The organism is Vibrio sp. Vb0937, from assembly GCF_033338855.1.
Map to the genome: position 1 here is coordinate 542,353 of NZ_JAWOTK010000001.1, position 25,607 is coordinate 567,959.

Consider the following 25,607-nt stretch of genomic DNA (forward strand, 5'->3'; position numbering starts at 1 on the left):
ATCAACTCGTCCAATAAGAGTTAAGAAGTCATAGCTTTGGCTTCTAGCTCTTTTGCTCCGCGAAGCATCGCTTCGATTAGTTCTCCTGCATTGAATTTCTCAAGTGCCTCATGCGCGCCAACTTGGTGAGCTCTGTCTACACAGATTTCGCTCGATAACGATGTATGTAAAATGCGGTATGAATGGTTCAGAGAGGAATTATTCTGAACTTCAAATGCTAATTCATAACCGTCTAATCCGGGCATTTCAATATCGCTGACCAGAATATCAATTGGGCGATGAGCCGCAGCGTCACTTTTCATCAGTTCCAATGCATCTAAACCATTTTTACAGATTTGATACCCAATATTGATGCTATCGAGTGCGTCACACAGCTGTTTACGAGCGATGGAAGAGTCATCCACCAATAGAATATTGAGTGCTTTTAGGCGTTCTCGCTCAATATCTGTCAGCATTGGTATCTTTGAATTCTCGTACTGCGGATAAATTTTGGAAAGTAGCAGCTCCACATCCAGCATTTGAACAGTTTTGTCCTCGTAGCGAGTAATTCCAGTCACGAAAATATTTTTTCCAGCGCTCGGAGGTGGCGTTTCAATAGCTTTCCAATCACACTCAATGATCTTCTCTATACTACGAACCATAAACGCAACCACGGTTCGCAAGCAATCTGTCACGATCAAGTAGCAGCTTTTATATTCTTCTTCACTAATAGGACGAAAGCCAACAGCCGCTGACATATCGATCACTGGTACTGTTAAGTTACGTATCGTAACGGTTCCAATGACGTGATGATGCGAGTAAGGGATCTTTGTCGTTGGCATGTACGGGACGATTTCACGGACTTTTAGCGTACCGATAGCGAAACTCTGTTGCAGGGTGAGCTTAAACATCAACATGCCCTGAGATTGATTCGCTTTGCTAACGACTTTTGCCATGAAAATAACCTTATAAATACCACCGAATTGTGTCTAATCTAATCTTATCAGACGAAGGCTTCAACCATCGGAGAGACAAATGTGAGCTTTTTAGACAATCTTTTAGAGAATAGTGATTAACTGAGCAAAACTTGTTTGTATTTTAAACTCATTATGTAGACGATTTTATATTCCTCGTGTATTTGGGCCTTTACCGCTGAGCTATTATTAAGAAATGTTTGGTCTGTTAAAAAGGATTGGGTACACTTGCGCGACCAGAATAGTGAGAGATAGATCAATGGCAAATACAGCAGCCGCATTACATATTCTTGTGAAGCACAAAGAGCAAGCGGAAGACATAATCAAGCAACTGAAAAAAGGCGCAAAGTTTCAGACATTAGCGAAGAAGTATTCAACTTGCCCGTCAGGCAAACGCGGTGGTGACCTTGGTGAATTCCGCCGTGGTCAAATGGTACCTCAATTCGACAAAGTGTGCTTTTCTGGCGAAGTGTTAACGCCGCATCTAGTTAAAACCAAGTTCGGTTGGCATGTTGTAAAGGTGCTTTACAGAACATAAGGCTTGGTATCGACCTAAACATTGTCAGATGAAACCCACAAGCATTAAATATCATCTGTACGGTCTCTTTTCACCAATCACTACCGTTATGACATGGCAGATACATTCTGATCTGCCATGCTCAACCAAACGCTAATCTTTCCAAACTAGAAACTCATTTATATGCAGTTAACTTGGCTTTTCTCATAAGTCGTTATCCTATTTCAAGCTTTGGTATGAGAATACGTTGGCTGGTTGTATCAATTATCAATGCTATTCCTTGCTGGTGAACTTTGGTTCATGTTCGGGCGCCATTCGCATATGATAGCGACCTTATAAAAATTAATCCTGTTCATAATTTAAGATGTCCCTGACTCATAAAGACTATTTTAAAATCGCATTTCCTTTCATCGTTTCTACGGTAACCCAACCATTATTGGGGGCGGTGGACACCGCGGTGATCGGTAAACTCGGTGTGGCTGAGATGATTGGTGGTGTAGCGATCGGCACCGTCATCATGAATACCTTGTATTGGCTGTTTGGCTTCTTCCGCGTCAGTACTACCGGGCAAAGTGCAATCGCATTAGGTAAAAATAGCCCAGAAGATCAAGCGAGTAGCTTATTGCGTCCTTTCGTGCTTTCGCTCTGCCTTGGCTTGATTTTCATTGCGTTGCAGTCCGTGATTTGGATGGGGGCAGAGCTGATTATCTCCCCTGATGCAGTCGTGGCAGAAAACGCTAAGACTTACTTCGATATCATGATCTTTGGTGCGCCGTTTGTACTGCTGAACTACACCGTGATTGGTTGGTTGATGGGACAGGCGAAAGCCAAAGAAACCTTGTTCACGCAAGTGTTTGGTAACGTGCTGAACATCGTGCTGGATATCGTCTTTGTGTTGTACTTCGATATGGGCATTGCTGGCGTTGCGGTAGCGACACTTATCGCGCAAATTTCGACGTTTGTTATTGGTGCGGTGCTGGTGTTGAAAACCTGTCGCTTCCCGCTGTTTGATTACATTCAGACCGCGAAAATGACGCGTAAAGATCTCAAAGTTATCGCGTCTTCCAATATGGATCTGCTGCTTCGCACTGTGTGTCTATTGGTGTTCTTCAACATGATGGCGCGTGTAGGCTCTCAGCTTGGTTCTGATGTGCTTGCTGCGAACGCAATCTTGATGCAAGTGACCTTTATCGTCAGCTACATGTTCGATGGTGTGGCGAATGCGTCGAGCGTCTTCGCAGGTAAAGCCGTAGGCCAGAAGAATCCGACATTGCTTGATAACGTGATTAAGCTAAACACGCAATGGACCGCGGCGTTCGTTGTTGTCTTGACCTTGCTGTTAGTGCTGTTCAAACATCAAGTGGTGTCGTTATTTACCACTTTGCCAAACCTTGTTGAGCTGTATCTAGACATGAGCCCTTGGTTATTGGCATTTCCGTTGGTTGCTGGTTTTGGTCTTACGTTTTACGGCATCTTTACCGGTACAGGGACGACGCGACCAGTGCGTAACTCTACCTTTCTAACCATGGTGTTGTTCTTAGTGACCCAATTTATTGCGGTGCAATATTGGGGCAATCACGGTTTGTGGCTGGCATTCACTTTGTTCTACGTTGGGCGTTTTGTCTTCTTGTTCCCATACCTCGGTCAAGTTAAACAAAAGTGTCTTTAATTCACACTGTCACAAACGACCTAATTTAGATGTTCTTATGACAAGGGTGGAGCCATCTGCCCTTGCTGATAAATCTGAAAAAGGTGATGAAATAACCTTTCCGACTGGTTTCCTTGCTTTAACCCGCATGATATTATTTGTGATGTTATATTATTACATTTAGTTTGATGCCGTGATTTCTCAACCAATACTCTCCGTTAATAATCTCAGCCTTACAGACTCAGAACGCACACTCTTCAAAGACATTTCTTTTGAGCTGTTTCAAGGTGAAGCTCTTGCCATTATGGGACCTTCCGGCATTGGTAAATCCATGTTGTCGAAAGCCGTCGCAGGTTTTTTGCCGTCAGATATTTGGGTAGACGGAAGTATCCAGCTTAACAGCAGTGAAGTCGCACAAACTGCCATGCTGCAACGGAGTCAATCCCAGCGTCCCGCGGTCATTTTCCAAGATGCACTTAAAGCGCTGAATCCATTGGCGTCTGTCGAGCAACAACTGTGTTTGGCATTGACGGGCAACAAAACACGCTTGTCTTCAGCAAACCGAGAAACGGTGACGACCTTGTTGTCTCAACTCGGATTTGCAGATCCAAAAGCAGCATTGGCGCAGCATCCAAGCCAGCTATCTGGTGGTCAGCGCCAGCGTATTTGTATTGCGATCGCGTTGCTTGGTAGTGCCAACTTGATCATCGCGGATGAGCCCACCAGTGCGCTCGATCCAATCACCGAAGCGGAGATCCTTGAGTTGTTCCGCAGCAGTGTTCAGCAACGCAACATCAGTGGTTTGTTGATCACGCACGATCTATCTGCGGCTTTGGCGTGTGACAAAGTTTTGGTGATTGCGGACAACACCATGGTGGCTTATGGCGCACCATGGCAAGCCATTCAGCAAAGTTCGCATCCTTTCTGCCAACAACTTGCGCAACTGCTGCCTTAACCTCATCTCTGGAGCCTATTTTGACTAAGCACAACTTGAGCGGGCACACGCAGCCTAAATCGGCGGAAGTTCGCTTTGAGCAAGCCAGTGTTCACTATTACTCCAAACCAAGTTGGTTAGGGGGCAAACCGTTTAAAGCGCTCGAACAATTGGATCTTGCTATCGACACAAAGAACATTGCGATTGTTGGTCCTTCTGGTGCGGGTAAATCGACCTTGATTGAGCTTCTGTTCGGTCTTCGTAAGCCCACATCTGGTGAAGTGTATGTGTGTGGTTATCCGTTATCGCGTAGCTCGGCTAAGCAGCGACAAGAGTTGTGTCAGCACATTCAGCTGATCCCACAAGAGCCGCAATCGAGCTTGAATCCTTATTACACCGTTCGCCAGATTTTACTGGAACCTTTGAGCAACATTGGTTTGACGCAAGAGCTCAACGAGAGGGTGGAAAAGGTGTTGGCGGATGTCGGTTTGGATCTCACATTGTTGGATCGTAACCCGCAGCAATTATCAGTTGGGCAAGCCCAACGTGTGGCTATCGCCAGAGCTTTGATTGTTGAGCCTTGCGTATTGGTTGCCGATGAGCCAACCAGCAGCTTAGACCCCGTCAGTCGTAAACAGATTCTCGACTTGTTGGCAGGCATTCAAAAGAGTCGTCAGATGCGCCTGATTTTGGTGACACATGACCTCGATGCGGCACAAACCCTATGCGATGAAATCCTAGTGTTAGACAAAGGACGCGTTGTCGAGCACGGCACAGCACAGAACGTGACAAATAACCCATCGCACTTGATCACGAGAGCCTTGATGAGCGCTCAACACAAAAGTAATGAATTCACAAAAACCATTGGAGAGGTTTCTTATGCACCTTAGTACTCCCAAGTTAGCTTTGTCGCTGGCTTTAAGCGCATTGCTGACGGGTTGTTTTGACTCTGGCGAAAGCAAGCCAGAAGCGGAAAAAGCAGCTGCACCGCAAGCAACGGAAATTCGCGTTGCCATGATGCAACCACCACGCACAGGTTTATCGCCACTTTCAGATGACGCGTTCAAACTGTCACGTTGGAGCACGGCAGAAACGCTAGTGAACCTAAACGATCAGTCGGTAGCAGAACCTATGCTGGCAACAGAGTGGGAACAAGTTGACCCGATGACGTGGCAGTTTACGGTACGTAAAGGCGTGAAATTCCACGATGGTTCTGACCTTGATGCCAATGCGGTTGTGAACTCTCTACAAAAAGCATTAGATGCTGCACCAAAACCACGCATTTTGGATGGTATCGAATGGCAAGTTAGCGCACTGGACGACTTCACTGTTGAAATCAAAACGACCTTTAACGATCCATTGTTGCCAAGCCGTCTATCTAGCCCACAGCTAGCGATCCTTTCTGGTGCTGCATACCAAGAAAACGGTCGTGTTGTGCCAATCAATGCGGGTACGGGTCCATTTGTTCTGACAGAAATCAACGGGACAACCAGCGCGAAACTGAAGCGTTTTGATGGTTACTGGGGCGAAAAAGCGAAAGTAGACAGCATTTTTGCTGAATACGTACCAAACGGTTTTGCTCGTGCTGCTGCACTACGTACCGGTGAGGCGGATGTCGTTGAAGCCGTTCCTGTTTCGCAAATCGCGATGATGGAATCTTCACAACTGCACGAAGTCGCAATGCCACGTACCAATACGCTTTACCTAAACAACAAATCAGATGTGTTTAGCCAGTTCGGTTTGCGTAAAGCAGCGGCTCAAGCGGTTAACCGTGAGCAAATCATCAAAACGGTTTACGAGAACCACGCCGATTCAGCGAAAGGTCTGTTAGGTCCAGCATTGGCATGGGCTCAACCAATTCGTGATGCGAACCCTCGTATGGAAACCATGGAAATGCGCCACGCGAATGGTGAGAAGATCACCATCGGTACATTTACCGACCGTGCTGAGTTGCCAGAAGTAGCGGTGCTGCTAAAGCAACAACTTGAAGCGGCTGGCTTTGTGGTTGAGCTAGACGTTCGTGAATATGCACAAATCGAAAACGATGCACTAGCAGGTAAGTTCGATGCGTTCTTGTTGTCACGTGCAACAGTGCTGGATTCTGGTGACCCAGTGGCGTACATGCAAAGTGACTTTAGCTGTAAAGGTTCTTACAACCTAGGACAATTCTGCTCTGAAGAAGTGGACGCAGCATTGAAACACGCTGATCGTCAGCCATTGGGTGAGAAACGCCAACAAGCGATCATCGAAGCAGAAAGCAAAATCCTTGAGCAATACGCTGTGATTCCACTGCTTCACGAGCGTGTAATCCAAGGTGAGAGTGACCGCGTGAAGAATGCTCAACGCGACCCACGTGAGCGTCGCCTGATCGACCAGTTTACTGAGGTGAACTAACTCGATGTCGTCTGTTGCCAACATGCGCTCTCGTTGGAGCGCTTGTATGCCTGAATGGTTTACGCGTTTTTTGTCGCGCTTCCTGTCTCTCGGGGTAGTGGTTGTGCTGGTGGGTTTGATGCCGGATATTGCAGGTATCGATCCAAGCCAATCAATCCTGCGTGCCCGTGCGGGTGCTCAACAATTGCTGACGGCGGAAGCTCTGCAAGCAATTCGAGAAGATCTTCAACTTGACCGCAGCGCTGCTGAGCGACTGTGGGATTGGTTGACGCTTGCCATGCAAGGTGACTTAGGTGTCTCTTGGGTGAGTGGCGCATCCGTGATGGAGAGCGTTCAACAAACCGCAAAAACGTCACTATTACTGATGCTTACAGCGTTAGGCATGGCATTTGTAATGTGCATGGCGAGTGTGCTTTACACCGTGCGTCGTTGGCAACAGAATCGTTTAGACAAGCATCATGATACGCTCAGTTCGGTGTTGGTTTCATTGCCTGAATACGTGATTGCTTCATTGCTGATCATGGTATTTTCCATCTGGTTGGGTTGGTTCCCACCTTATGGTTGGCAAGGCGTGCAAAACCTCTGGCTACCCAGTTTGGCAATGGCATTGCCTGCTGCTGGCTTGTTCGGTCGCTTGCTCAATGACAGCCTCAAGCGTGTACTAGATGAGCCTTGGGTGATCACTTGGCTATCGGCGAACGTCAGTAAGTTTCAAATCTTACGCTTTGCCTTGTGGCGTGCCGTTAGTAACTTGATTCCTCAAATCGCAATGACGGTGATTGGTTTAACCGGCGGTGCGGTTGCTGTGGAGCAAGTGTTTTCCATTCCGGGTATCGGACGATTGATCTTAGGCGCGGCGAAGTCACAAGATCTGCCGATGCTGCAAGGTGGTTTGTTAGTGTTGCTGGTGTTCTCGATGTTGATCAGCAGTGCGAGCATCTTATTGCAACGCTGGTTACTCGGGCACAGTGTCACGAGTGGCAAGTTGATCAGCAGTCACAGCACGTTTCGTTTTACCCAAAGCACCACCAAACGTGTTGTCAGTGCGACAATCTTTGCCTTGCTGATTGGTTGTGCGGGATGGGCCTTAATGCGCGATCCTTACACTATCCAATTTACCCGCCTTGAATCGCCAAGCTTAGCTGCCCCGTTTGGTGCCGATGCGGTTGGTCGAGATCTGCTTGCTCGTGTTGGCGGCGGTATGATGTCGACAATCAAAATGGGCATCATCGCAACCTTCCTAAGTTTGGTGATTGGTTTGCTGCTCGGCTTCGTGACTCGTTATAGCCAAGGCTTAATTGAGATCACCAAAGGTGTGCCATACATTGTGGCGGGTCTGCTGATTGCTGGTCTAACGGGGATGAACCCAAACAGCGCTTTGATTGCGATTGTTATGGTGTCATGGGCACCATTAGCGGCGCACTGTGCGAGCTTGTTGATGGAAGCCAAAGCGCAGCCTTACACGCATCTTGCGCCCATTTGGGGAACCAGTCAGTGGCGAGTACTCCGTTACTACTTGTTGCCTTATGTGCTGCCGCCATTGATTCGTCATGCGTTTCTGCGTTTGCCTTACATTACGCTTAGCCTGACGTCTCTGAGTTTTATCGGACTTGGCGTTAAGCCGCCCGAACCTGAGTGGGGCTTATTGATTGCTGAAAACTTGCCTTACATAGAGCGCTCACCATTGGGTGTCTTGCTGCCAATCTTAGGCTTAGTTTTGATGGCAATTGCGGTGAATTTGATTTTTGATGACAAGTGACGAGCAGCGATAAAGCGAAGTGAGCTTCCATATCCCAGATGTAATCAGTAATTTGGTAATTTAGAAAACAAAAGGATGTGTTTTCTGCCAGAAAGTACACAGCACGGTCTATGTATATTGGAAGCACCTATAAATTAACGAGTATAAAAGTTACGCGAACTCAGATGTTTAGGTAGTGTTACTCTTTATACACACGTAATCCTTTATCCGTTAATTCTTGAGTGACCACTTCGGATAGGTTTCGATCGGTAATAATTCCGTCCAATTGCTCGATGTCTAATGCATGAAAGCTCGCTATCTGACCGTATTTAGTTGAGTCTGAGATCAGATAATTGGTTTGTGCCGCCTTGATGATTGCTTTTTTAACGAGGACTTTATTTTCATTAGGTGTTGATAAGCCTTTCAAGCTCCAAGATGAAGTCGAAATAAAGGCGATATCAATATTTAGCCCATTCAAGAACTCTGCGACTTTTCCTCCAATGGTGGATTGGTTCTCGCGGTCAATTTTTCCCCCAGTGTGGTAAAGCTCACATTCACTGTGCGTCATAAGGAAAGCAGCAATAGAGAAGTCATTGGTGATCACTAAAAGATCATTACGATTTGCTATTTGATGGGCGATTTCTAGAGAGGTTGTTCCCGCATCCAAGTAAATCGTAGCGTCTTGACCAATTAACGTAGCCGCCAGCTTACCAATTTGAATTTTTTCATCCGCTTGTTGCTCGACCTTCGCATCATGGGAAAGTTCGGAATGTAGAGCTTGAGCGAGTTGCACTCCACCAGAAACAGAAACGACTTTACCTGAGGATTCAAGCTTCACGATATCACGACGAATGGTCATATGTGATACGCCAAGGTGGTCGGTTAAATCTGAAATGCTTAACACTTCTTGATGTGATAACAGGGATAATATGGTTCTTTGACGTTCTGCTGGGATCATAGTTTCACTTCTATATTCTTGTTTTTCAGTATCCTACCAATCTTTTCATTTGTTGTGAATATCTGTGAATTATGTTCTCAACGTTGTAGAACAGCCCTCGCTTGTGTTAACTGCTCGGAATATCTCTGCCCATAAAGAGGTATATATCACGACATTGTTAATTTGTGTGAAAAAATGTGATTCAAAGCGAGGTCTTAGTATTAATCTTCACATATAATCACATCAACCAAACAAGAATTAACAAAGTTTAATAGACCAGAAGGCATTGTTTTTATGAGTGAAGTTCAATCTGTAGGTGTTATCGGTTTAGGCTCTATGGGAATGGGCGCCGCAAAGTCATGTGTGCGTGCAGGCCTAGATGTCTATGGTTTCGATTTAAATTCTCAAGCGCTTGAAGAGTTAGGTTCATTCGGTGCAAAAGCTGTTTCTACAAATGCAGTTGAGTTTGCAGATAAGCTTGATTCGGTTCTAGTTCTTGTTGTGAACGCAGCTCAAGTTAACACGGTCTTGTTCAAAACCGGTCTTGCTACAGCGCTTAAGCCGAATACGCCAGTAATGGTTTCAGCAACCATCTCAGCAGAAGACGCAAAACAAATTGAAGCGAAATTGGCAGAACACAATCTTGTGATGCTTGATGCACCGGTATCTGGTGGTGCTGCAAAAGCAGAATTAGGTGAGATGACTATTATGGCGTCGGGAGCGCAAAGCACATTTGATGCACTTGAACCAGTAATCAACGCAACGGCAGCTAAAGTCTACAACATCGGTGAAGCGATTGGCCTAGGCGCAACTGTGAAGATTATCCACCAATTGCTAGCAGGTGTTCATATCGCAGCTGGTGCTGAAGCAATGGCATTAGCGGCACGTGCAAACATTCCTCTTGACCTGATGTACGACGTGGTGACGAATGCAGCGGGTAACTCTTGGATGTTTGAGAACCGCATGAAGCATGTAGTTGATGGTGACTACTCCCCTAAATCTATGGTCGACATCTTTGTGAAAGATCTAAACCTCGTATCGGACACAGCAAAAGATCTCAAATTTCCACTTCCTCTATCAAGCACAGCACTAAACATGTTTTTGAGTGCAAGCAATGCTGGTTTTGGCCAGGAAGACGACAGTGCCGTTATCAAGATTTTTGATGGTATTGAGCTTCCAGGTGTAGAAAACAAACAGAAGTAAGCGCACGTAAAACGGAGAAAAAATGATGTTATTAGGCGTTATCGCAGACGACTTTACTGGCGCAACAGACATCGCAGGTTTTCTTGTAGAAAACGGCATGCGCACAGTTCAGCTTAACGGTATTCCAAAAGAAGAGATTGATGTAAACGCAGATGCGGTCGTGATCAGTCTTAAATCTCGCTCCTGTCCTGTAGATGAGGCAATCGAGGATTCAGTAGCTGCGCTTAAGTGGCTGCAAGCAAATGGCTGTCAGCAGTTTTACTTCAAGTACTGCTCAACGTTTGACAGCACAGCAGACGGTAACATTGGTCCTGTAACGGATGCACTGCTTGCAGAGCTAGGTGAAGCGTTCACCATTGTATGCCCATCATTACCAGTGAATGGTCGCACAGTTTACAACGGCCATCTATTTGTATTCCAAGACTTGCTAAGCGACTCAGGTATGCGTAATCACCCTGTGACACCAATGACTGATTCAAGCCTAGTTCGTATGATGGATGCTCAATCTCAAGGCAAATCTAGCCTGGTAAACTTCCAAATAATTGAACAAGGTCCAAAAGCGGTAATTGAGCGCTTTGAAGAGCTAAAAGTACAAGGCAACCGCTATGCAGTGGTTGATGCATTCAATGCAGAGCATCTTGTCACACTTGGCCAAGCGGCGAAGTCTCTAAAACTGGTAACTGGTGGTTCTGGTTTGGCTGCGGGTATTGCTAAGAACTGGATAGAGAACCTTGAAGATCAAAGTGATGCGAAGCAAGATGGGAACCCTAAAAAGGCACCAACCGTTGTGTTATCTGGATCTTGTTCTGTCATGACCAACCAACAGGTCGCTGTTTACAAAGAAAAAGCGCCACACTTTGCTATTGATGTGAAGGCGTGTCTGACGGAAGAAGATTACTTAAATCAAGTGTTTGATTGGGTCATGACCAACATCGAAAGCGAGTTCGCACCACTGGTTTACGCAACCGCAGATGCAGCGGCGTTAAAAGCGATTCAACAAGAGTTTGGCGCGCATGCTTCAAGTCACGCGGTTGAACAATTCTTTAGCCAACTTGCAATCAAACTTCAGCAGCACGGTGTGAAAAATTTCATCGTTGCGGGTGGGGAAACCTCAGGGGTTGTAACCCAAAGCCTAGCCGTAAAAGGTTTTCATATCGGTCCTCAAATCGCACCAGGTGTACCTTGGGTGAAGTCACTTGAAGGCGAGCTTTCTTTGGCTCTGAAATCGGGCAACTTCGGCGATGAACACTTCTTTGCCAAAGCACAGTCGTTTTTTGAATAGGTGAGGTTGTGATGAATAAAGAATTGATGACAGAACAACAACTGCGAGAGCAAATGGTCACTATGGCGCGCTCTATGTTTGAACGTGGCTATGCGACTGGCGGCGCTGGCAACCTTTCTCTAAAACTGCCTAATGGACACTTTCTGGCAACGCCAACTGGTTCTTCGTTCGGCCGCTTGATTGCTGAAGAGCTTTCGGTTGTGGATATTGATGGCAACCATATCTCTGGTGAAAAGCCATCAAAAGAAGTGGCTTTTCATCTGGCGATTTATCGAAATAACTCAAAGTGTAATGCGATTGTGCATCTGCATTCTACTTACTTGACGGCGCTTTCTTGTCTTGAAGGTCTAGATCGCGAGAATGCCATCAAAGCTTTTACACCTTACTTTGTAATGCGCATTGGCGAACTGCCAGTGATTCCGTACCTGCGCCCGGGCGACCCTCAGATTGCTGAAGAACTTGCGCAGCGGGCTAGTGACTACCGAGCTTTCCTCCTGGCGAACCATGGTCCAGTGATCACGGGTACGGACTTTGAAGATGCAGTGGATAACGCAGAAGAGCTAGAAGAGACAGCGAAGCTAGCGTTCATTCTTAAAGATAGCAACATCCGCTACTTAACGGATACTGAGATTCAAGACCTAAAAGGGAGAGGTAAGTAATGGCTAAATTCGCGGCAAATCTGACAATGTTATTCACAGAAGTTCCTTTTCTAGATCGTTTCGAAAAAGCACACCAAGCGGGCTTCAAAGCGGTGGAATACCTTTTTCCATACGCATTCGAAGCGCAAGAACTAGCAAGCAAGATACAGCAGTTTGGTTTTGAGCAAGCGTTATTCAACATGCCTCCAGGTGATTGGGATGCAGGTGAACGAGGTTTTGCAGCTATTCCGGGGCGTGAGGATGAATTTAAAACGAGTGTCGAGACTGCGCTGATGTACGCCAAGGCACTGAACTGTAAAAAGGTTCACGCTATGTCTGGCATTGTTGATTCACGCTTCACTCGTGATCAGCATATTGAAACCTTTATCTCAAACATTCGTTATGCAGCGGATAAGTTTGCCGAACAAGGTGTTGAGCTGATGATTGAGCCACTCAACAATCGCGATGTACCGAACTACTTTGTTGCACATCAACGTGAAGCGGTGGAACTCATCAAACAAGTGGCTCGTCCAAACGTGAAATTGCAGCTCGATCTCTATCACGCACAAATTATGGACGGTGATCTGAGTACGTTGATTCGCGATGTGGCGCCATACACAGGCCATATTCAAATTGCTTCTGTGCCTGAAAGGCACGAACCATCGGAAGGCGAACTGAATTACCCACACCTATTCAATGTTTTGGATGACTCTGGTTACCAAGGCTGGATCGGTTGTGAATACAACCCAAGGCATAGCACGCAGCTGGGCCTTAGTTGGGTTAAACCATACCTATAACAATTTTAATTTCTATCCATAAATAACTTGAAACCAATTACAAAAACAAAGGGTCGTGACTATGAATATTATCATAACTGGAGGGGCGGGTTTTCTCGGAACCCTACTTGCCAAATCACTACTAAAAGAAAACAAAGCTGAAAGTATTACTATTGTCGACATTCAAAAGTCGCGCTTAGAGGGCATTGATGACCGAGTCGTTTCTTTAGTCATGGATATGACAAAGCGAGAAAATATAGACCAAGTTATTACTGCCGAAACGACACACATTTTTCATTTAGCGGCAATTGTATCGAGCCATGCTGAGCAAGATTTTGATTTAGGCGTAGCTGTAAATCTGACGACCACACAGTTATTGCTTGAGCGTTGCCGTAAAGTAAACCCTAATATTCGTTTTACGTTTGCTTCATCTTTAGCTGTATTTGGTGGTGATCTTCCGGAAACGATTACACCAATAACAGCACTTCATCCTCAGTCATCCTACGGGACGCAAAAAGCTATAGGTGAGTTATTGGTGAACGACTATGCCCGTAAAGGCTTTGTTAAAGCTGTATCCGTACGTTTACCGACTATTTGTATTCGCCCTGGGAAACCAAACCTTGCCGCTAGCTCTTTCGTAAGCGGAATTATTCGTGAGCCTTTGAATGCTCAAGAATCAAATTGTCCTGTAGACCCTACGCTAAAACTTTGGATATCGAGCCCGTCTAGAGTGGTGGACAATATTCAATATGCAGGGCTAATGCCTTATGAGCAGTTAAATAATCTGTCCTATAGAACGCTTAATTTACCTGGTATTCAAACTACACCAGCTGAGATGATTCAAACAATGGACACTCTAATGGGTAAACAACTTTCTAATTATATTACCTATGAGCATGATGCGGGTATTGATCGTATTGTGAGTAGTTGGCCACAAGAAATTGATTGTACTAAAGAACTGGAGCTTGGATTTAAAGCAGACAGTAATTTCAAGGATGTATTACAACAATTTATTTCTGTTAACAATATGGAGATTGTCTAATGTTACCAACCTCAGTAATTGGACTAATAGTAGCCGTATCAGTCCTTGTTTTTCTTGTATTACGTACAAAAGTACATGTGTTAATTGCGATGTTAATTGCGGCATGTATCGCAGGTATTATTGGTGGGTTAAGTGTTGACGACACGATTGCGACCGTTAGCAAAGGATTTGGTGGAACATTAGGCGGTATAGGGATTGTCATCGGTCTCGGCGTTATGATGGGGGCTATTTTAGAGGCTTCTGGAGCAGGAGAAAGTATTGCCTATAATTTTATAAAGTGGTTAGGAAAAAAGAAAGAAGAGGCCGCTCTTGCTGTAACTGGCTATATTGTTAGCATCCCAATCTTTGTGGATAGCGCGCTTATCATTCTTTATCCAATTGCGAAGTCTTTGTCAAAAACGTCCAATCGCTCGATTTTAACGCTTACGGTTGCTCTGGCGGGCGGCTTGGTCGTAGCGCATCATGCTATTCCGCCGACTCCAGGGCCTTTGGGCGTTGCTGGTATCTTTGGTGTCGATCTTGCCAGCATGTTAGGTTTTGGTTTGATGATCGCAGCGCCTTGTGTCATAGGTATTGTTTGGTATGCAAGATGGTTAGAAAAGCAGTTTCCTGAATTCATTCCAACCGAACATTTCTCGAAGTCTAGTGAGCAACTGATTAATGATCACAAAGAGTACATTGCAAGTAAAGAAGCGAAAGACCTACCATCTTTAAGTAAATCTATCGCTCCAATTATTATCCCAATTTTACTTATACTTGCGAAATCAGTGATGGGTTTATTAGAGGGGACTTTCGGTTTCGAAGGGCTGACTGCAACAACATTTGGTCAATTTATCGCTTTTATCGGCAGCCCTACTATTGCACTATCAATAGCGACGTTATTAGCGGTTTACACATTGGGTAATAACCTTACCAAAGAAGAAGCGAATGAAAAGATGGAACAAGGAATCTCCACTTGTGGCATCATTTTGTTAGTAACAGGAGCTGGTGGCGCGTTAGGTGCCGTATTGCGTGAAACGGGTGCGGGCGCAGAAATTGCTAACCAAGTTGCAGGGCTTCCTATTTCTGCGGTTATGATTCCATTTATTATTGCGACGTTAGTTCGTATTATTCAGGGCTCTGGTACAGTCTCCATGATAACCGCTGCTTCTATATCTGCCCCAGTTTTAGTAAATATTCCTGACGTTAATCTTTTATTCGCAGCGACGGCAGCTACGATGGGATCTCTATTTGCTGGCTACTTTAATGACTCGCTATTCCATATTGTTAATCGATTAATGGGGGTGACTGAGGTTAAGAAACAACTCATTATTTGGACTATTCCAACAACAATTGCTTGGGCTATTGGTGGTTCATTAGTCATGATTCTTAACTTATTCTTCGGATCTCATGGTTCAATCTTTGATCCTGTGTTACCACTTGCTGTACTTTTAGGGTGTGTTGCATTTACAAAATCTTACAGCGCTAAGCACGTCGAATTACAAGAGGTATAAAGGTTTACTTGTACTCTTCCATAAAGTAAAAACCTATCACAATATGTATTTTTATCAGATAGTTTAGAGTTTTTTAATAATATGAACGGCCCTATGTTTGGGCCGTTTTAGTTCTTATAAATAAACTATTTAAATTGAACCGATATAGGTTCCGTTTTCAACTTAATCAATATGAAATGGAATTGTTATTTCCCGCTTAGTAAGAGATTACCTATAAAGGTTCTATTCGAGTTTAACTCTAGTGATTTTACTCTAGCGAAGTAGGGTTACTTTATATAAGAGTCCAGTACTTTTAATACGACTTCCATATCTTTTTCACGTTGAGTTTTGTCTTCCTCAAGCACGACGTGTTCAAGTAAGTGACCTTTAATTACTTCTCGCATCAAACCATTTACTGCTCCCCGAATAGCGGCAATCTGCTGCAACACATCTTGGCATTCATGCTCTTCTTCCAGCATTTTTTTAAGTCCATTCACCTGACCCTGTATTTTACTGACTCGAGTGTTGAGCTTCTTTTGATCTCTGGTTGTATGCGACATGTCTTATCTTCTTTAAGTTACGGGCCGAGTTATTCTAACTGATAATGTAGCACTCAATTTATACTGGGGGGTAGTATTTAATACTAGGGGGGAGTATAGTTTGCGATAAATTAGAATCAACAACAGAGAACAACAATGGATTTTGTCGCGTTACTACAACAAGGTAATGGGTGGTTCTTTATTCCCAGTGCCATTTTGCTTGGCGCCTTGCATGGTTTAGAACCTGGGCACTCTAAAACGATGATGGCGGCGTTCATTGTCGCGGTGAAAGGAACGGTCAAACAAGCCGTGATGCTGGGTTTAGCTGCCACACTTTCTCACACTGCAATTGTATGGTTAATCGCTGTTGGCGGGATGTATATTAGCCAGAAATTCACCGCTGAAGCGGCTGAACCATGGATGCAACTTATCTCTGGGGTCATTATCGTGACAACCGGCGTATGGATGTTTTGGCGGACATGGAGCGATGAGCGAGCTTGGAACAAAGCTCAGGATCATGCTCGCGACTGGACGACGCAAGTTGTGGATACAGGACATGGGCATGTTTCGCTTTCGATTACAGAGGAAGGGGAGCATCACCGTTTCCAGTTGCGAACACTCAGCGGTAAACCTTTAACTGCTGAAGGTATCAAGGTTTCGGTATCGAGTGATGGTTATCAACCTGCTGATATTTATCACTTTATAGAGCGTGATGGATACTTGGAATCGGCGTCTTGCATTGAAGTCTCTAATGGACTTTCTGTCACTTTGATCATCGGGCACCATGATCATACCCATGACTTTGATGTACATTTTCGTCCTGGTTCTCATTTAGAAAGCGAAGATAAGGAATATCAAGATGCTCACGAGCGCGCTCACGCTTTAGACATTCAAAAGCGCTTTGAGAATCGAGACGTGACGAATGGGCAAATTCTGCTGTTTGGATTAACGGGCGGTTTGATTCCATGCCCTGCTGCGGTAACGGTTTTGCTTATCTGTTTGCAGCTTAAGGCAATGACTCTTGGTGCGACATTAGTTGTGTCATTCAGTATTGGCTTAGCCTTGACTCTGGTTGCTGTTGGCGTTGTGGCAGCAGTGGGCGTGCAAAAAGCGACATCTAAATGGAGCGGTTTGAATGATGTTGCACGTCGAGCTCCTTACTTATCGGGCGTCTTGATCAGTGCAGTTGGTTTGTACATGGGTATGCATGGATACATATCGCTGACAAGTTAAACTCTGTGGTAAAGATTCTTTTCCTTTCTTTTTGCATGGGTAATAGCTTCATGCCTTGGTTTGCCTATTTTGCTGCCGATTCTTGATTGAGAATCACTCGATCTGACATCGCTGCCATATCTACAAACCAAGTCATTCTCGCTTCACCAAGCATCTCGGATTACAACCGCTGCAATTGTGGCTCTAATATCTGAACCTGAGATACTAAATGATAAAACGGGAGCACTGACCACAGCGCTCCCGACGGCAAAACGCTAATTAGAACTCTTTTCTTTAATGTTCGATACCAATTTGGTCGCATAGTTAAATTTAACTATGCAAACGTTTCCTTTTGCGTACTCGTCCCTTCGCCAAACCTCGTAGAAATGTGACGTTTTGAAGACTTTTTTTCCTTCTGTCTAAAGTAATCGGGAACCAAGCAGATACATAGTTATAAAGTTATGTCTTGCTCTGCCAAACAGACCCAAAATGCAGTTTGGTTGGTTTTGGAGAAGAAAGGCTTAGCGCTCGATTAATGAGCATCAATTGAATTGTATTGAGACAATTATAATGAAAAGAATCATCTTATTAGCAGTCTGCGCCATGTTTGGTATTGCTGTCGTGGCGAGTATGGCATCAACGTACCTAATTTCGAGTCAGAAAATCGATGACATCATCTTAAACAAATCCCAAGTTCAAGCTGAGTTTCTAGCGGGAAATGCGAGTTATATTTTGGAGAACTCAGCCAATCCAATGCAAGATTTACAATCGCTTGTTGAGGGGCTGAAACAACGTTCAGACGTGAGTTATGCCGTTGTAATTGACCGTAACGTAACGGCAGTAGCCCACAGTGATAAGCACAAGCTGAACAAAACCTATAACGATGAATATACTGTTGAAGGCGCGACGAGAGGTGTTCAACAGTACTCAAAGTGGTATGCCGATGTCCAGAAAGTATGGGTGTTTGACATCATGGCACCAATTTATGTGGATGGTCAGTTATACGGTACTTTTGATATTGGTATTCCTATTACCGAAGTGAGCCAAGCGACGAATGGAATTATTACTTACCAGTTGATCTCTATGGTGGCGATCTTCGTTATGTGTGTTTTGATTCTGTCACTTCTGCTAAATAAACTGATGAGACCGCTTTCTGCGCTTAAAGACGCTCTACAAGACATCTCAAAAGGAGACGGAGACTTAACCGTTCGTTTGCCAGAGAAAGGTAATGACGAAGTCGCGCAAATTTCTTCTGCTTTCAATGTTTTTGTTGGGAAAGTACATGAGATTATTACACAAGTTGTAAATACTGGTGTGGAGCTTAATAGTTCAGCTGTCGCTTTGCGTGGGCAATCTCAACAAGCGCTCACAAGAGGGCAAGAGCAGAACGAGCAAACCATGCTGGTTGTCACATCCATGAACGAAATGATTGCGACGGTCAATGAAATTGCCTCCAATGCTGCCGGAGCGGCAAATGCTGCGAGTGCAGCAAGTAATGAAGCGCAAGATGGCTACACGACGCTAGAAAGAACCAAAACGGCGATGACTAATCTTGAAAACGAGATGAACAGCACTTCCAACATTATCGTGAGTCTTGCTGAAAATACTCAGTCGATTGGTAGTATTCTAGAGGTGATTAGAGGTATTTCGGAGCAAACCAATCTATTGGCTCTCAATGCGGCTATCGAAGCGGCACGCGCTGGTGATGCCGGCCGAGGTTTTGCAGTAGTTGCTGATGAAGTTCGCAACCTAGCGACTAAAACGGCTCATTCTACCGATGAAATTGACAATATGATTCACCAGCTACAAACTGAAGCTCAAAGTGCGGTGAATTCAATGAGTAATAGTAAGACTCTTATTGAAGAAGGAACGGCAGAAACCGAGTTAGCTCGACAGGCTTTAGAAGCAATAGCTGCACAAGTGACGACTATTTCAGATATCAATACTCAAGTAGCAACCGCAACAGAACAGCAATCAACGGTAGCAAACGAAATTAATATGAACATGGATACCGTCAGCCACTCAGTGAAAAGTGCGCTAACGGCGAGTGAGCAACTAGAAGAATCAAGTCAACAACTCGCGGAGCTATCGCGAACACTCGATCGTCACGTAGGAGCGTTTAGAATCTAAACGCCAACTGACCCTCTTTAATAAAAGCCAGTAAATGTTAATTGCTGGCTTTTTTATTTGAAAAAATCGAGTCTCAAATCGCTTAGCGGTGTTTGTCCTTTCTAGACGATAAAACAGAATACGATAAATTAGTTGAGTAAAGCTTAGCTAGGCGTTAAGTTTTGCGTTTTGCTTTAAATGTTCAACAAACATAGATATTTTCTTAGCTACATGTTTTCTAGACGAGTAAAAGGCGTAAAGCACTAAATCCTCAGGTTCGTACTCTAGAGTGACGATTTCTAGCTCACCATTTTTGATCTCATTTTGGCATGACTCAATTGGCAATATTGCGTATCCAAGCCCTGATAACGCGCCATATCTGGCGAGATGACCGCTGTTTACTTTGAATGAAGATTGCACAGTTTGAGTAATATGGCCCCCAACAGGGTTTCTGAATACCCATGGTGCACCATTTACTGCGGTAAGCGTCGTGATGCAGGGAACATGACTTAGATCCGTAATTTTGTAAGGGGTGGCGTATTTCTCAATTAGTTGAGGCGCGGCTAAAATGGCACTGGGCCAGCGTTTTATCTCTCTCGCCACCCAGTTACTGTCTGACAAAGTCCCTCTATGAAAACTCAAAATGACATCAAAGCTGTCAATAACATCATCTTTAGGGTTTAGCGTTGTATCGCAAGACAAAGAGATTGACGGGTATTGCGTGCAAAAGGTGACAACCGCTTTGGCCAGTACAGGTGTGTCTGGCATAAGAATTCGCAGTTCCCCTGTTACCGTGTGCGAGTGGCGCGTTACCGTTTCTAGTGCAGCGTTGAGTTGCTCCAATAACGGACGAGTGCTGCTATAGAGCTCTTCTCCAGCCTCGGTAGGCGTCATTCGCCTTGTTGTTCTATTGAACAACCTAATGTTTAACTTTTCTTCAAGCAGGGCAATGTGTCGGCTGATATTTGATGTTGGTATATTCAAACACTCAGCGGCTCGCTTAAAGCTGTTGTTCTCATAAACACAGTGAAAACTTTTTAACCAGATTTGGTCAACGTTATCAAACATTTCATTATCCCACTTTATTGGATTATCAAGCCAGCATATCGCACTTTATCCCTGTACTAAGTTACATACAATTTTATTTACAAGTTTAAGCGAACAAACAACGAGATATCGCGCTAGAACGTAATCAATAGTGGTGAATTTATGAGCTGGTTAGAACGGTTATTTGAGAATAAAAATATAATAGGTTCGCGCAAAGCGTCTATCCCTGAGGGCGTTTGGACAAAGTGTCCTGAGTGTGAACAAATACTTTATCGTGCCGCGTTAAAAGAAAATTTGGAAGTATGCCCTAAATGCTCATATCACATGAGAATGGCTGCGCGTCAAAGGTTGATCTCTTTTCTGGACCATGGAACACAACAAGAGTTGGCAAGTGAGTTGGAGCCACAAGATATTTTGGGTTTTAAAGACTTAAAGCGATATAAAGAGCGAATTGCTTTAGCACAGAAAACGACTGGAGAAAAAGATGCGTTGGTGGTGATGGAGGGCAAGTTATTGGGGCTGCCTGTTGTTGCGTGTGCATTCGAATTCTCTTTCATGGCAGGCTCGATGGGCGCAGTGGTTGGCGAGAAGTTTGTCCGAGCAGTTGAAAGCGCAATTAATACAAAATCTGGGTTAGTATGTTTTTCCGCTTGCGGAGGGGCGCGCATGCAAGAGTCTTTGGTGGCACTCATGCAAATGTCAAAAACCAGCGCCGCGTTAAACCACTTATCTGAGCACAGATTACCCTATATCTCAGTATTGACGGACCAAACTTATGGTGGCGTCTCGGCGAGTTTAGCCATGTTAGGAGACATCAATATTGGTGAACCTAAAGCAAGTATTGGCTTTGCGGGAAGACGGGTCATTGAGCAAACGGTACGTGAAAAGCTACCAGACGAGTTTCAGCGAAGTGAATTTTTACTAGCGCATGGTGCGCTAGATATGATTGTCGATAGACGTGAAATGCGCGATCGCGTTGGCCGCTTACTGGCTAAGTTAACCAACGCGAGGGTGGTCTCAGAATAGGTTGTATTAAAGTTAGACTTAGTACTTGCGTTTATTGAGCCGTAATCATTACAAACCGTTCATTTTGCCCCCATCTTGGTTCCGCATTCATTAGGCTGAGATCCAACGCCGTTTGGTATGGGTCAACAGCAAAATGGTCGCTTACTAACCCCCAGAGCATCCAGTTGATTGCGGTTTCATTCTCGGTAAGCTCTTCGAGTGGCGCTTGGAGGAAAAAGTACTCATCTTCGCCATCGTAACCGAGCCGATCATAGATAATGTTGCGTAGCTCTCGATCCAAATCATGTTGGAGGTTGATTGAGTCGTACAGTTGCTCTTCTGTTGGGCCATTCTCATGGTGATAAACATTGCGTTTTGACTCTTTGTGTAAAGTACCTGCGCCAGTTTCAATGCTTACTTTCTTTTGCGAGTGTTGCTCAAGAACTTGAATGATTTCATCCTCTAGTTGATCGAGTTTACTCAGCAAAACTTGATTGTTTATGTCACCAGCGGGGGAGGCCATCGTTTGGAAGGCTTTCACTCTCTCGTAGACTGCTTTCCCGTGAGGAAGGGCTGCAAAACACTGTTCTTGGAGCGCTTCATTGGCTTGCCAAATGCCCGAGTAGAGCTCGTAATCATGTGTATATGGTGGAAGCTCTTCAGTATCTTCCCCTAACAATTCTCGCCAGCGATTTTGCCACTGTTCTTCTTTTGCGTGTTTTACACGCGCGTATTGCTTAACCCAGCGGTTACGAAGTTTTACCCCAAAAATGGCAAGTCCCCATGGAGCGAGCAAATAAAAATAATAGTGAGAAGAGTTATCCCAAAAGTAACCGTAAACGTAAACACCAAAAGCAAGCACCCAAGTTCCAATAGTACAAGCAATAACCCCGGACATTATTGATGATTGGCGCTTTGTTTCTCTTAATGTATTACCTTCAGCACATAACCAAAAAATGCCGCCAAAAACAAAGGCAAACGTTGTCATGAAGTAGGCAATCCCCGCTCCCAAAAATCCCCAAAGTGACATGTATTATCCCTAGCCAAATATCTGCTTTATTCACTCATCAATGACTGGAGGAGTAAATGTGTTTGATTTGGCGGAGAATTTACCATTAATGCCAACCTTTTGATATGCACTCTATGACTTATTGGGAATGAGTCACAAATAAAAATAGATGGTATCAAGCATCAAAATTTAATTTAGAACCTTTGATTGTCGTGAACTCTATCTGGAAGAGTTAAGGGGGGCGTTTAAGGGCAATTTTCCTCATAAAGTCGTTATTTAGAAAAAGGTAAATTAATGTTTTTATTGATAATTGTGAGTTTTTTTGGAGTGGGATTGCTCCCATTTAATTAGAGTAAAAGACCTATTTTTGGGAGCGGTTTCATAAATTTTATGACACTGATTTCACTGTTTGAGCTGTAAAGAATATAAACCCCCACTCAATGTATGTTAATAATCAATGAGTGTTGTTATGTCTCATATCCGTTTTTTCCCGCGCCATCGTTTGGCGCTTGCTTGTATGCTAGCGAGTGTGTCTGGCTTCTCTTTTGCACAAAATCAGTGTGCTGTTGCTGATTTACAACAATCGCGAGATCTGGCTACTGCCGTTTCTGGTGCTGAGTATGATTGCTACCACGCTTGGTTTTCAGCACCTTCAGAAACGCTGAATGATATCTATAGTGAAGCGAGCCTAAGCCGTATCCAAGTCGCGCTGGATCAAGAAATCGCTCGCTATCGTGGTGAAGCAGATCAAGCTCGTATTCTAGAGAACCTAGGCGAATTTATTCGAGCGGCCTACTACGTTCGCTACAACGCTGGTACTGGTACACCTGAGTTTTCGCAAGCGTTGAGTCAGCGTTTTGCTCAGTCGACGAACCTATTCCTAAACAACCCTCATGCTTTGGATCAGGGTCGTGAACAAGTTGGTGCAATGAAGAGCCTGACTTTGATGGTTGATAACGTTAAGCAGTTGCCGCTGACCATGGATAGCATGATGGCCGCGTTGATGCACTTTAATCGTGAAACCGCGCAGGACACGCAATGGGTCGATGGTTTGAACAACTTGTTCCGCTCTATGGCAGGCCATGCGGCGAACGATGCGTTCTACCGATACATGGCAAACAATACACACCATATTGATACGTTGGTGAAATTTGCATCTGATAATGCTTGGGCATTAGATACGGATGCAAGCTTTATCGTTTTCAATGCATTACGTGAAACTGGTCGTTTGCTCGCGAGCCCAGATCAGGAGACCAAACGCAAAGCATTGGCAGTAATGCAACAGGTGATGCAGCGTTATCCACTGGGTAGTGAGCATGACAAACTATGGCTTGCTGCCGTTGAAATGATGAGCTACTACGCACCAGAAGGCCTAAATGGTCTGAATATTGAGCAAGCCAAGCAAGATTTAGCTGCACGTGTAATGCCAAATCGTTTTGAATGTCAGGGACCTGCCATTATTCGCTCTGAAGATCTGACCGATGCTCAAGCAGCGAAAGCGTGTGAAGTGCTAGCGGCAAAAGAAGCCGACTTCCATCGAGTTGCGAATACGGGTAATCAACCTGTCGCTGATGATTTGAATGATCGTGTTGAAGTGGCGGTATTCGCGAGTAACGCTAGTTACGTTGATTACTCTTCATTCCTATTTGGTAATACAACGGACAACGGTGGTCAGTACCTAGAAGGTGACCCTTCAAAAGCGGAAAATACTGCGCGTTTCGTCGCTTATCGCTACGCGAATGGTGAAGATCTCTCTATCTTGAACCTAGAACATGAATACACGCACTATTTAGATGCACGATTTAACCAATACGGTTCGTTCAGCGATAACTTGGCTCATGGTCATATTGTTTGGTGGCTAGAAGGTTTTGCTGAATACATGCATTACAAGCAAGGTTACCAAGCTGCGATTGAGCTGATTGCAGATGGTAAACTGAGCCTTTCCACTGTGTTTGATACCACGTACTCTCACGATACCAATCGTATCTATCGTTGGGGTTATCTAGCTGTTCGATTCATGTTAGAAAATCATCCACAAGACGTCGAAAGCTTGTTGGCATTGTCGCGCTCTGGCCAGTTCGAACAATGGGCACAGCAGGTGACGTCTTTAGGTCAACAATACGATGCTGAGTTTGAACGTTGGTTGGACACATTAAAAGTGGAACCTGAGCAACCTGGTACAGACCCAGAAGAACCAACAGAACCAACAAGCCCTGAAGCACAAGTGACTGAATTGACGGCGAACCAAAGCCTTCAGCTCAGTGGCGAAGCATACAGCGAAAAACTGTTCTACGTTGATGTTCCAGCCAACACCGTTAACTTCAATGTATCTATTGAGGGTGCGGGTGATGCGGATCTTTACATGAGCTACAACAAAGTCGCGCATTACTATGATTTCGAAATGAGTCAATATGCTGATGGCAGCAATGAAGAGATTGTGTTTGAACCAGAGCAAGATGGTTACGTTAAAGCGGGTCGTTACTACATCAGCTTAACTGGACGTGATAGCTATGACTCAGTGAATCTTGTGGCTGCGCTAGAAGTGGAAGCGCAAACACCGCCAACCCAAGTGCAAGATGATTTAGCACCTGTGGTATTAGAGTCTGGTGAAGCCAAAATGCTTACCGTTCACAAGCAGCGCTATGCAGCAGTTTATGTGCCTGAAGGTGTTGAAGAGGTTCGTGTATGGCTAACGGCTCACTCTCAAACTGGTAATGTCGATCTATACGCGAGTAGAGAGCATTGGCCTACAGTAGAGCAGAACGAGTATGCGTCCAACTATGCAGGCAGCAATGAATACCTTGAGATTCCTGTTACTGAAGCAGGGTACGTGCACTTTGCTCTTCAGGCTCCAGAGCAAGGCGATGACGTTGAAATGCTAGTGCACTTCAACTAAACAGGTTCGATTAACTAAAGTCGAGATAAAACGTCGCTGATACAGCGACGTTTTTGTTTATATCGGACACGATTATAAACAAACAGCGGCGAATGCTAGTTAATCGGCTGATCTATCGAGTTATCAGTTGCCCTTTTTCTAAACGGCTTTAGGTTTGTATTGCAATTTACCGCGCACATAAACTTTTTTAGCGACGCGTTCTGTGACCTAGCTTCTGATTTGTGCTTCCCAAATGGATACAATATATATGCACCCC

Annotated in this window: 21 protein-coding genes; 16 read left to right on the forward strand and 5 right to left on the reverse strand. The window is 44.6% G+C overall.

Annotated elements, in window-relative coordinates:
- Positions 1 to 20: 20 nt before the first annotated feature.
- The gene (locus R7P67_RS02460) at positions 21 to 935 is read right to left on the reverse strand and encodes a chemotaxis protein (RefSeq protein WP_262652893.1); all 915 of its coding nucleotides are present in this window, start codon (positions 933 to 935) and stop codon (positions 21 to 23) included.
- Between the two features lie 214 nt (positions 936 to 1,149).
- Here R7P67_RS02460 and ppiC point away from each other — a divergent pair, with 214 nt between their 5' ends.
- The 6 genes from ppiC to R7P67_RS02490 all read left to right on the forward strand — a co-directional run bounded on the left by ppiC (position 1,150) and on the right by R7P67_RS02490 (position 8,205).
- A complete protein-coding gene (ppiC, locus tag R7P67_RS02465; protein WP_080276970.1) occupies positions 1,150 to 1,491 on the forward strand; it encodes a peptidylprolyl isomerase PpiC in 342 nt (113 codons plus the stop codon).
- A gap of 343 nt (positions 1,492 to 1,834) precedes the next feature.
- On the forward strand, positions 1,835 to 3,139 hold the full coding sequence (locus tag R7P67_RS02470) for an MATE family efflux transporter (RefSeq protein ID WP_262652895.1): 1,305 nt from the start codon (positions 1,835 to 1,837) through the stop codon (positions 3,137 to 3,139).
- A 172-nt stretch (positions 3,140 to 3,311) separates the two neighbouring features.
- Complete coding sequence (locus R7P67_RS02475) at positions 3,312 to 4,073, forward strand: ATP-binding cassette domain-containing protein (RefSeq protein ID WP_005375347.1); 762 nt, start codon at positions 3,312 to 3,314, stop codon at positions 4,071 to 4,073.
- Between the two features lie 20 nt (positions 4,074 to 4,093).
- A complete protein-coding gene (locus R7P67_RS02480) occupies positions 4,094 to 4,942 on the forward strand; it encodes an ABC transporter ATP-binding protein (RefSeq protein ID WP_086047266.1) in 849 nt (282 codons plus the stop codon).
- Entirely contained in the window at positions 4,932 to 6,446 is a 1,515-nt protein-coding gene (locus tag R7P67_RS02485) for an ABC transporter substrate-binding protein (protein WP_038896354.1), read from the forward strand. Before R7P67_RS02480 ends, R7P67_RS02485 begins: the two co-directional genes overlap by 11 nt.
- A gap of 4 nt (positions 6,447 to 6,450) precedes the next feature.
- A complete protein-coding gene (locus R7P67_RS02490; protein WP_411912802.1) occupies positions 6,451 to 8,205 on the forward strand; it encodes an ABC transporter permease subunit in 1,755 nt (584 codons plus the stop codon).
- 178 nt (positions 8,206 to 8,383) lie between these two features.
- Here the strand turns inward: R7P67_RS02490 and R7P67_RS02495 are convergent, their stop codons facing one another.
- Positions 8,384 to 9,142, reverse strand: coding sequence for a DeoR/GlpR family DNA-binding transcription regulator (locus R7P67_RS02495; RefSeq protein WP_005375354.1), 759 nt, complete (start codon positions 9,140 to 9,142; stop codon positions 8,384 to 8,386).
- A 273-nt stretch (positions 9,143 to 9,415) separates the two neighbouring features.
- Between R7P67_RS02495 and ltnD the strand changes: the two genes are divergently transcribed.
- The 6 genes from ltnD to R7P67_RS02525 all read left to right on the forward strand — a co-directional run bounded on the left by ltnD (position 9,416) and on the right by R7P67_RS02525 (position 15,555).
- A complete protein-coding gene (gene ltnD / locus R7P67_RS02500) occupies positions 9,416 to 10,324 on the forward strand; it encodes an L-threonate dehydrogenase (protein ID WP_262652901.1) in 909 nt (302 codons plus the stop codon).
- A gap of 25 nt (positions 10,325 to 10,349) precedes the next feature.
- Positions 10,350 to 11,606, forward strand: coding sequence for a 3-oxo-tetronate kinase (otnK, locus tag R7P67_RS02505; RefSeq protein ID WP_262653066.1), 1,257 nt, complete (start codon positions 10,350 to 10,352; stop codon positions 11,604 to 11,606).
- A gap of 11 nt (positions 11,607 to 11,617) precedes the next feature.
- A complete protein-coding gene (locus R7P67_RS02510; protein ID WP_005385078.1) occupies positions 11,618 to 12,265 on the forward strand; it encodes an aldolase in 648 nt (215 codons plus the stop codon).
- Entirely contained in the window at positions 12,265 to 13,041 is a 777-nt protein-coding gene (gene otnI / locus R7P67_RS02515) for a 2-oxo-tetronate isomerase (protein ID WP_047101720.1), read from the forward strand. Before R7P67_RS02510 ends, otnI begins: the two co-directional genes overlap by 1 nt.
- A gap of 61 nt (positions 13,042 to 13,102) precedes the next feature.
- Positions 13,103 to 14,062 (forward strand): D-erythronate dehydrogenase, encoded by a 960-nt coding sequence (denD, locus tag R7P67_RS02520; protein ID WP_262652904.1) that lies wholly within the window; start codon positions 13,103 to 13,105, stop codon positions 14,060 to 14,062.
- Positions 14,062 to 15,555: a GntP family permease gene (locus tag R7P67_RS02525; RefSeq protein ID WP_047101717.1), complete on the forward strand. Its 1,494-nt coding sequence runs from the start codon at positions 14,062 to 14,064 to the stop codon at positions 15,553 to 15,555. The genes denD and R7P67_RS02525 overlap by 1 nt, the downstream gene beginning before the upstream one ends.
- 266 nt (positions 15,556 to 15,821) lie before the next feature.
- Here the strand turns inward: R7P67_RS02525 and rcnR are convergent, their stop codons facing one another.
- Complete coding sequence (gene rcnR / locus R7P67_RS02530) at positions 15,822 to 16,094, reverse strand: Ni(II)/Co(II)-binding transcriptional repressor RcnR (RefSeq protein ID WP_005375370.1); 273 nt, start codon at positions 16,092 to 16,094, stop codon at positions 15,822 to 15,824.
- Positions 16,095 to 16,229: 135 nt separating this feature from the next.
- On the opposite strand from rcnR, the gene R7P67_RS02535 reads away from it, so the two are divergent.
- Positions 16,230 to 17,306 (forward strand): nickel/cobalt efflux protein RcnA, encoded by a 1,077-nt coding sequence (locus tag R7P67_RS02535; RefSeq protein WP_085569321.1) that lies wholly within the window; start codon positions 16,230 to 16,232, stop codon positions 17,304 to 17,306.
- Positions 17,307 to 17,855: 549 nt separating this feature from the next.
- On the forward strand, positions 17,856 to 19,415 hold the full coding sequence (locus R7P67_RS02540; protein WP_213885191.1) for a methyl-accepting chemotaxis protein: 1,560 nt from the start codon (positions 17,856 to 17,858) through the stop codon (positions 19,413 to 19,415).
- 147 nt (positions 19,416 to 19,562) lie between these two features.
- Here R7P67_RS02540 and R7P67_RS02545 read toward each other — a convergent pair whose 3' ends face one another.
- Positions 19,563 to 20,462 (reverse strand): LysR family transcriptional regulator, encoded by a 900-nt coding sequence (locus tag R7P67_RS02545; protein WP_115386754.1) that lies wholly within the window; start codon positions 20,460 to 20,462, stop codon positions 19,563 to 19,565.
- Positions 20,463 to 20,603: 141 nt separating this feature from the next.
- Here R7P67_RS02545 and accD point away from each other — a divergent pair, with 141 nt between their 5' ends.
- On the forward strand, positions 20,604 to 21,467 hold the full coding sequence (gene accD / locus R7P67_RS02550; protein WP_017821534.1) for an acetyl-CoA carboxylase, carboxyltransferase subunit beta: 864 nt from the start codon (positions 20,604 to 20,606) through the stop codon (positions 21,465 to 21,467).
- A gap of 31 nt (positions 21,468 to 21,498) precedes the next feature.
- Here the strand turns inward: accD and R7P67_RS02555 are convergent, their stop codons facing one another.
- Positions 21,499 to 22,476, reverse strand: a complete 978-nt coding sequence (locus R7P67_RS02555) for a hypothetical protein (protein ID WP_262652907.1) — start codon at positions 22,474 to 22,476, stop codon at positions 21,499 to 21,501.
- Positions 22,477 to 22,924: 448 nt separating this feature from the next.
- Here R7P67_RS02555 and R7P67_RS02560 point away from each other — a divergent pair, with 448 nt between their 5' ends.
- Positions 22,925 to 25,351, forward strand: a complete 2,427-nt coding sequence (locus tag R7P67_RS02560; RefSeq protein WP_262652910.1) for a M9 family metallopeptidase — start codon at positions 22,925 to 22,927, stop codon at positions 25,349 to 25,351.
- Positions 25,352 to 25,607: the final 256 nt, after the last annotated feature.

What these genes read in the sequence shown, in the direction of transcription:
- R7P67_RS02560 (WP_262652910.1), top strand. Translation starts at nt 22,925, where the DNA reads ATGTCTCATATCCGTTTTTTCCCGCGCCATCGTTTGGCGCTTGCTTGT.
- R7P67_RS02525 (WP_047101717.1), top strand. Translation starts at nt 14,062, where the DNA reads ATGTTACCAACCTCAGTAATTGGACTAATAGTAGCCGTATCAGTCCTT.
- R7P67_RS02485 (WP_038896354.1), top strand. Translation starts at nt 4,932, where the DNA reads ATGCACCTTAGTACTCCCAAGTTAGCTTTGTCGCTGGCTTTAAGCGCA.
- denD (WP_262652904.1), top strand. Translation starts at nt 13,103, where the DNA reads ATGAATATTATCATAACTGGAGGGGCGGGTTTTCTCGGAACCCTACTT.
- R7P67_RS02470 (WP_262652895.1), top strand. Translation starts at nt 1,835, where the DNA reads ATGTCCCTGACTCATAAAGACTATTTTAAAATCGCATTTCCTTTCATC.
- R7P67_RS02540 (WP_213885191.1), top strand. Translation starts at nt 17,856, where the DNA reads ATGAAAAGAATCATCTTATTAGCAGTCTGCGCCATGTTTGGTATTGCT.
- R7P67_RS02545 (WP_115386754.1), bottom strand. Translation starts at nt 20,462, where the DNA reads ATGTTTGATAACGTTGACCAAATCTGGTTAAAAAGTTTTCACTGTGTT.
- otnI (WP_047101720.1), top strand. Translation starts at nt 12,265, where the DNA reads ATGGCTAAATTCGCGGCAAATCTGACAATGTTATTCACAGAAGTTCCT.
- ppiC (WP_080276970.1), top strand. Translation starts at nt 1,150, where the DNA reads ATGTTTGGTCTGTTAAAAAGGATTGGGTACACTTGCGCGACCAGAATA.
- R7P67_RS02510 (WP_005385078.1), top strand. Translation starts at nt 11,618, where the DNA reads ATGAATAAAGAATTGATGACAGAACAACAACTGCGAGAGCAAATGGTC.
- rcnR (WP_005375370.1), bottom strand. Translation starts at nt 16,094, where the DNA reads ATGTCGCATACAACCAGAGATCAAAAGAAGCTCAACACTCGAGTCAGT.
- R7P67_RS02490 (WP_411912802.1), top strand. Translation starts at nt 6,451, where the DNA reads ATGTCGTCTGTTGCCAACATGCGCTCTCGTTGGAGCGCTTGTATGCCT.
- R7P67_RS02535 (WP_085569321.1), top strand. Translation starts at nt 16,230, where the DNA reads ATGGATTTTGTCGCGTTACTACAACAAGGTAATGGGTGGTTCTTTATT.
- accD (WP_017821534.1), top strand. Translation starts at nt 20,604, where the DNA reads ATGAGCTGGTTAGAACGGTTATTTGAGAATAAAAATATAATAGGTTCG.
- otnK (WP_262653066.1), top strand. Translation starts at nt 10,350, where the DNA reads ATGTTATTAGGCGTTATCGCAGACGACTTTACTGGCGCAACAGACATC.
- R7P67_RS02460 (WP_262652893.1), bottom strand. Translation starts at nt 935, where the DNA reads ATGGCAAAAGTCGTTAGCAAAGCGAATCAATCTCAGGGCATGTTGATG.
- R7P67_RS02495 (WP_005375354.1), bottom strand. Translation starts at nt 9,142, where the DNA reads ATGATCCCAGCAGAACGTCAAAGAACCATATTATCCCTGTTATCACAT.
- ltnD (WP_262652901.1), top strand. Translation starts at nt 9,416, where the DNA reads ATGAGTGAAGTTCAATCTGTAGGTGTTATCGGTTTAGGCTCTATGGGA.
- R7P67_RS02555 (WP_262652907.1), bottom strand. Translation starts at nt 22,476, where the DNA reads ATGTCACTTTGGGGATTTTTGGGAGCGGGGATTGCCTACTTCATGACA.